At 59.9% G+C, this 6,414-nt stretch carries 5 protein-coding genes; 3 read left to right on the top strand and 2 right to left on the bottom strand.

Annotated elements, in window-relative coordinates; all coding sequences use genetic code 11:
- Positions 1-254: 254 nt before the first annotated feature.
- A complete protein-coding gene (locus HX805_RS07555) occupies positions 255-1,748 on the bottom strand; it encodes a CoA-acylating methylmalonate-semialdehyde dehydrogenase (RefSeq protein WP_003211182.1) in 1,494 nt (497 codons plus the stop codon).
- A gap of 39 nt (positions 1,749-1,787) precedes the next feature.
- Entirely contained in the window at positions 1,788-3,137 is a 1,350-nt protein-coding gene (locus tag HX805_RS07550) for an aspartate aminotransferase family protein (protein WP_177080352.1), read from the bottom strand.
- 125 nt (positions 3,138-3,262) lie between these two features.
- Here HX805_RS07550 and HX805_RS07545 point away from each other — a divergent pair, with 125 nt between their 5' ends.
- The 3 genes from HX805_RS07545 to HX805_RS07535 all read left to right on the top strand — a co-directional run bounded on the left by HX805_RS07545 (position 3,263) and on the right by HX805_RS07535 (position 6,411).
- Positions 3,263-4,183, top strand: coding sequence for a LysR family transcriptional regulator (locus HX805_RS07545; RefSeq protein WP_177116728.1), 921 nt, complete (start codon positions 3,263-3,265; stop codon positions 4,181-4,183).
- 86 nt (positions 4,184-4,269) lie between these two features.
- On the top strand, positions 4,270-5,664 hold the full coding sequence (locus tag HX805_RS07540) for a uracil-xanthine permease family protein (protein WP_003211176.1): 1,395 nt from the start codon (positions 4,270-4,272) through the stop codon (positions 5,662-5,664).
- An 87-nt stretch (positions 5,665-5,751) separates the two neighbouring features.
- Complete coding sequence (locus HX805_RS07535; RefSeq protein ID WP_003211175.1) at positions 5,752-6,411, top strand: TetR/AcrR family transcriptional regulator; 660 nt, start codon at positions 5,752-5,754, stop codon at positions 6,409-6,411.
- Positions 6,412-6,414: the final 3 nt, after the last annotated feature.

The raw sequence follows: 6,414 nt of genomic DNA, 5'->3' as shown, positions 1-6,414 counted from the left end.
CGTTAATAGGGCCAAACAACACCGCCTTACTAACTCCTTCTGGGCCTCGATGATCTGAAGCAGCTCGCTGTCGAAACCTACATAACTCTTTGTTTACCAAGGAGTTTTCCGTTTCGACTGCGCCGGAAGTGGGGCGAATTATAGACTTCCAGAATCTGCCGTCAACACCTTTTTTCACAATACTGTCATATCGGTCAAAAAAGCCCTGAAAAGCAAAGGCCGGCCCCAAGGGGCCGGCCTTCTACTTACCGAACCTACAAGCTAGGAAAGGCAAACTGCGACGCCTCATGACTGGCCCGTTGCGGCCAGCGCTGGGTAATCGCCTTGCGACGCGTATAGAACCGCACCCCATCCGGCCCATAGGCATGCAAGTCGCCAAACAGCGAGCGCTTCCAGCCACCAAAGCTGTGATAAGCCACCGGCACCGGCAACGGCACGTTGACGCCAACCATACCCACTTCAATCTCGTCACAGAACAACCGCGCCGCCTCACCGTCACGGGTGAAGATACAGGTGCCGTTGCCGTACTCGTGATCGTTGATCAACTGCATGGCCGCTTCCAGGCTGTTCACCCGAACCACACACAGCACCGGCCCGAAGATCTCTTCTTTATAGATGCGCATCTGCGGGGTCACGCGGTCGAACAAACTGCCCCCCAGGAAGAAGCCATCTTCATTACCGGCAATACTCAGGCCACGACCATCGACGACCAACTCAGCACCCGAAGAAACGCCGTCCTCTATATAGCCACTGACTTTATCGCGCGCCTGGCCAGTGACCAGCGGCCCCATGTCCAATCCACACGTGGTGCCCGCACCAATCTTCAGCGCCTTGATCTGCGGCACCAGCTTGGCGACCAATGCGTCAGCCACCTGGTCGCCGACACACACGGCAACAGAGATCGCCATGCAACGCTCACCGCAAGAACCATACGCCGCGCCCATCAAGGCACTGACAGCGTTATCGAGATCCGCATCCGGCATCAGCACCGCATGGTTCTTCGCCCCGCCCAACGCCTGTACACGCTTGCCGCGCTTGGTGGCTTCGGAATAGATGTACTCGGCGATCGGCGTCGAGCCGACAAAGCTCAACGCCTTGACTTCCGGCGCTTCGATCAGCGCATCCACCGCGCCTTTATCGCCATGCACCACACTCAGCACGCCTTTAGGCAAGCCAGCTTCCTGCAACAACTGTGCAATCAGCAGCGTCGAGCTTGGATCACGCTCCGACGGCTTGAGGATGAAGCAGTTACCGCAGACGATCGCCAGCGGATACATCCACAACGGCACCATCGCCGGGAAGTTGAACGGCGTAATACCGGCCACCACACCCAACGGCTGGAAGTCAGACCAGGCATCGATATTCGGGCCAACGTTACGGCTGTACTCGCCCTTGAGGATTTCCGGCGCCGAGCACGCGTACTCCACGTTCTCGATCCCGCGCTTGAGCTCACCGGCCGCATCTTCCAGGGTCTTGCCATGCTCTTCGCTGATCAGCTGGGAGATACGCGCTTCGTTCTGCTCAAGCAATTGCTTGAAACGAAACATCACCTGGGCACGCTTGGCCGGTGGCGTGTTACGCCAGGCCGGGAAAGCTGCCTTGGCCGAATCGATGGCGCTTTGAATGGTTTCACGGCTGGCCAACGGCACCTGGTGAATCACCTGGCCAGTCGACGGGTTGTACACGTCGGCAGTGCGACCGTTTTCGGTGACCAATTGGCCGTTGATCAAATGCTGGATGAGGCTCATGCAGGGCTCCTGAAAAGTTGTTCTATATAGAAGGAGGAATCAGTCGATCTTGTTCAGCACTTCGCCGACCGCATCGAACAAGCGATCCAGGTCCTGCGGCTTGCTGTTGAAGGTTGGGCCGAACTGCAGGGTGTCGCCGCCAAAGCGCACGTAGAAGCCGGCTTTCCACAAGGCTATGCCCGCTTCGAACGGACGCACGATGGCATCACCATCACGCGGGGCAATCTGGATCGCACCGGCCAGGCCATAGTTACGAATGTCGATCACGTTCTTGCTGCCCTTCAGGCCGTGCAGCGCATTCTCGAAATGCGGTGCGACTTCGGCCACGCTCTGCACCAGGTTTTCCTTCTGCAGCAGGTCGAGTGCCGCCAAGCCAGCCGCGCAGGCAACCGGGTGGGCCGAGTAGGTGTAGCCGTGCGGGAACTCCACCGCGTACTCTGGCGTCGCCTGATTCATGAACGTCTGATAAATCTCGGTGCTGGCAATCACCGCGCCCATCGGGATCGCGCCGTTGGTGACTTGCTTGGCAATGCACATCAGGTCCGGGGTCACGCCGAAGCTGTCAGCACCAAACATCGAACCGGTACGACCGAAGCCGGTGATCACTTCGTCGAACACCAACAGGATGTTGTGCTGATCGCAGATCTCACGCAGACGCTTCAGGTAACCCTGCGGCGGAACCAGCACGCCGGCAGAGCCCGCCATCGGTTCAACAAACACCGCAGCGATGTTCGACGCATCGTGCAACTCGATCAGCTTGAGCAGCTCGTCCGCCAAGGCAATCCCGCCCAGCTCCGGCATGCCACGGGAGAACGCATTGCTCGCCAGCAGGGTGTGAGGCAGATGGTCAACATCCATCAGCCCCTGACCAAAAATCTTACGGTTACCGTTCACGCCGCCCAGGCTGGTACCTGCGATGTTCACGCCGTGATAACCACGGGCACGGCCGATCATCTTGGTCTTGGTCGCCTGGCCTTTCAGGCGCCAGTACGCACGCACCATCTTCACCGCGGTATCGGCACACTCGGAGCCGGAGTCGGTGAAGAACACATGGTTCAGGTTACCCGGGGTCAGGTCGGTAATCTTTTCTGCCAGCTGGAACGACAACGGATGACCGTATTGGAAGCCCGGCGAGTAGTCCAACGTACCCAACTGCTTGGAGACCGCTTCCTGGATTTCCTTGCGAGTGTGCCCGGCGCCGCAGGTCCACAGACCCGACAGCGAGTCATACACCTTGCGCCCCTTGTCATCGGTCAACCAGCTGCCTTCGGCCGCCACGATCAGGCGCGGGTCACGATGGAAGTTACGGTTGGCGGTGTACGGCATCCAGTGCGCGTCCAGCTTCAGTTGGCTGGCCAGGGTGGACGGAGCGTTTTCGGGCATGTTCATGAGCAAAACCTCGCAAGGCAAAAGGCAGCGTCGGGATTGAAAAGCGTTGTTGCAGCTAAATTGCCACGGGGATAAAGTCGGTGAAATCCAACTCTTCTAACCTTCAGTCAGGCCTTCACTAAACTATGAGCAGCCGTCGACCCGACCCTCTGGCCCAAGTCAGCGACTTCGATATCCGACTGTTGCGCATCTTTCGCAGCGTGGTGGAGTGCGGTGGCTTCTCGGCGGCGGAAACCGTACTGGGGATTGGCCGCTCGGCCATCAGCCAGCAAATGAGTGATCTTGAACAGCGCCTTGGCCTGCGCCTGTGCCAACGCGGGCGGGCGGGTTTTTCCCTGACCGAAGAAGGACGCGAGGTGTACCAGTCGGCGTTGCAGCTGCTCAGCGCCCTGGAAAGTTTTCGCACCGAGGTCAACGGCCTGCACCAACACTTGCGCGGCGAACTGATCATCGGCCTGACCGACAACCTGGTCACCCTGCCCCACATGCGCATCACCCACGCCCTGGCACAGTTGAAGGAACGCGGCCCGGATGTACAGATCCAGATCCGCATGATCGCCCCCAATGAAGTCGAACAAGGGGTGCTCGACGGCCGCCTGCATGTCGGCGTAGTCCCCCAGGCCAGCGCCTTGTCGGGACTTGAATACCAGCCGCTGTACAGCGAACGCTCGCTGCTCTATTGCGCAGTGGGCCACCCGCTGTTTTACGCCGACGACAAGCAACTGGACGACGACCGCGTCAATAGCCAGGACGCCATCGCCCCAACCTTCCGCCTGCCCGCGGATATCCAGGCGCACTACCAGGCACTCAATTGCACCGCCAGTGCCTCGGACCGCGAGGGCATGGCCTTCCTGATCCTGACCGGCCGCTACATCGGCTACCTGCCCGACCACTACGCCAGCCAGTGGGTACAACAAGGCCGACTGCGCGCGCTGAAACCGGCAACACGTTTTTACGATTTGAGCCTCGCTTCGGTCACGCGCAAGGGCCGTCGCCCTCATTTGGTGCTGGAAAGTTTTCTCGAAAGTCTGGCCGCAACGCGCTAACACGGGCCTTACAGAAAAACCTGAGCAACTGGACAGCTTTTTGCAAGACAAGGGGATCTCGAACCGTCAGCCATGAGTTCCCCGCCATGCCGCCAGAATCCAACACCCCCAGCGACCTGATCTACGGCCTCAACGATCGGCCCAAACCTTTGCCTGCATTGCTTGCCGCGTTGCAGCATGTGTTGGCTGCCTTCGTCGGCATCATCACCCCGCCGCTGATCATCGGCTCTACCCTGGGCCTGACCGCCCACCTGCCCTACCTGATCAGCATGGCATTGATGGTTTCCGGTGTGGGCACCTTCATCCAGGCGCGCAGGCCGTTTGGCATTGGCGCCGGGATGATCTGCCTGCAAGGCACCAGCTTCGCGTTTCTCGGCGCCGTATTGTCGGCCGGGTTTCTGGTCAAGCAACGCGGCGGCAGCCCGGAAGACATCCTGGCGATGATTTTCGGTATCTGCTTCTTCGGCGCCGCAGTGCAGGTCGTGTTGAGCCGTTTCATCGGTCAGCTCAAAAGGGTAATCACGCCGCTGGTGACCGGCATCGTCATCACACTGATCGGCATCAGCCTGATCAAGGTCGGCATCACTGACCTTGGAGGCGGCTTCAATGCCCCGGACTTCGGCGCGCCAACCAACCTGGCACTCGGCCTGTTCGTGGTACTGACCATCATCCTGCTGAACCGCTCGAACACGCCATGGGTACGGCTCTCCGCCATTATCATCGGCCTCGCACTGGGCAGCCTCGCCGCCTGGTTCAGCGGCAAATTGGTGCCCCAAGCCTTGCCTGACTTGCCATTGATCAGCCTGCCTACACCGTTCCACTTCGGTTTCAATTTCGATTGGAGCGCTTTCCTGCCGGTAGCACTGATTTATCTGATCAGCACCATCGAAACCGTCGGCGACCTCACTGCCAATTGCATGATCGCCCGCCAGCCCATCAGCGGCCCTTCCTATATAAGCCGACTCAAGGGTGGCGTACTGGGAGATGGCATCAGTTGCATGATCGCCGCCACCTTCAGTGCCTTTCCCAACACCACATTCGCCCAGAACAACGGCGTGATCCAGCTGACCGGCGTGGCCAGCCGTTACGTCGGCTTGTACATCGGCGCGGTACTGTTTTGCCTCGGGCTGTTTCCGTTGATTGGTGCGGTGCTGCAGCAAATCCCCAAGCCGGTGCTGGGCGGCGCAACCCTGGTGATGTTCGGCAGCGTAGCGGCGGCCGGCGTGCGCATTCTCGCCCAGGCCCCGCTGGATCGGCGCAGCATGCTGATCATCGCCACCTCGTTCGGCGTCGGCCTGGGGATCGCGGCGCAACCGAACCTGCTGCACCTGATGCCAACCCTGGTGCAGAACCTGTTCGACTCGGCCATCACCAGCGGCGGCCTGACCGCCATCGTATTGTGCCTGCTGCTACCTGAAGCCAAGGCTCCCGTGGATGCCGCAAACCGGACCCTGGAAAGCGACACTCTGGAGCCGCTTTAAGGGTTTTATCGTATCGGGACTTGTCTGGGGCTTGAGGGTGGGTTATCTGTGCACACGTCGCCTTCATCGATCTGCACGGAAACCTCCATGAGCCTCGAAGTTCCTGCCCACAGCAACCACGCCGGAAAACCTGCAAGCCGCATTCGCCAAAAGAACGAACAAGCGATTTTGCAGGCCGCCGAAGACGAGTTCGCCCGTCATGGCTACAAAGGCACCAGCATGAACACCATCGCGGCGAGCGCCGGGTTGCCGAAAGCCAACTTGCACTACTACTTCACCAACAAGCTGGGCCTGTACATCGCGGTGCTCAGCAACATCCTCGAATTGTGGGACAGCACCTTCAACACCCTGACCGCCGAGGATGACCCGGCGGCCGCCCTGACCCGCTATATCCGCACCAAGATGGAATTCTCCCGGCGCCAGCCACAAGCCTCGCGGATCTTCGCGATGGAGATCATCAGCGGCGGTGAGTGCCTGACCGAATATTTCAGCCAGGACTACCGCGCCTGGTTCAGCGGCCGTGCGGCGGTATTCCAGGCCTGGATCGACGCCGGCAAGATGGACCCTATCGACCCGGTGCACCTGATCTTCCTGCTGTGGGGCAGCACCCAGCATTACGCCGACTTTGCCACCCAGATCTGCCGCGTGACCGGGCGCACCAAGCTGACCAAGCAGGACATGGAAGACGCCGGCACCAACCTTATCCACATCATTCTCAAAGGCTGTGGCATCAAGCCGGCCCTCTAAACG

It is taken from the genome of Pseudomonas sp. G5001 (assembly GCF_013385475.1).
Lineage (GTDB): Bacteria > Pseudomonadota > Gammaproteobacteria > Pseudomonadales > Pseudomonadaceae > Aquipseudomonas.
Note: the sequence above shows the minus strand (reverse complement) of the source record. Positions and strands in the feature narration are given on the sequence as shown.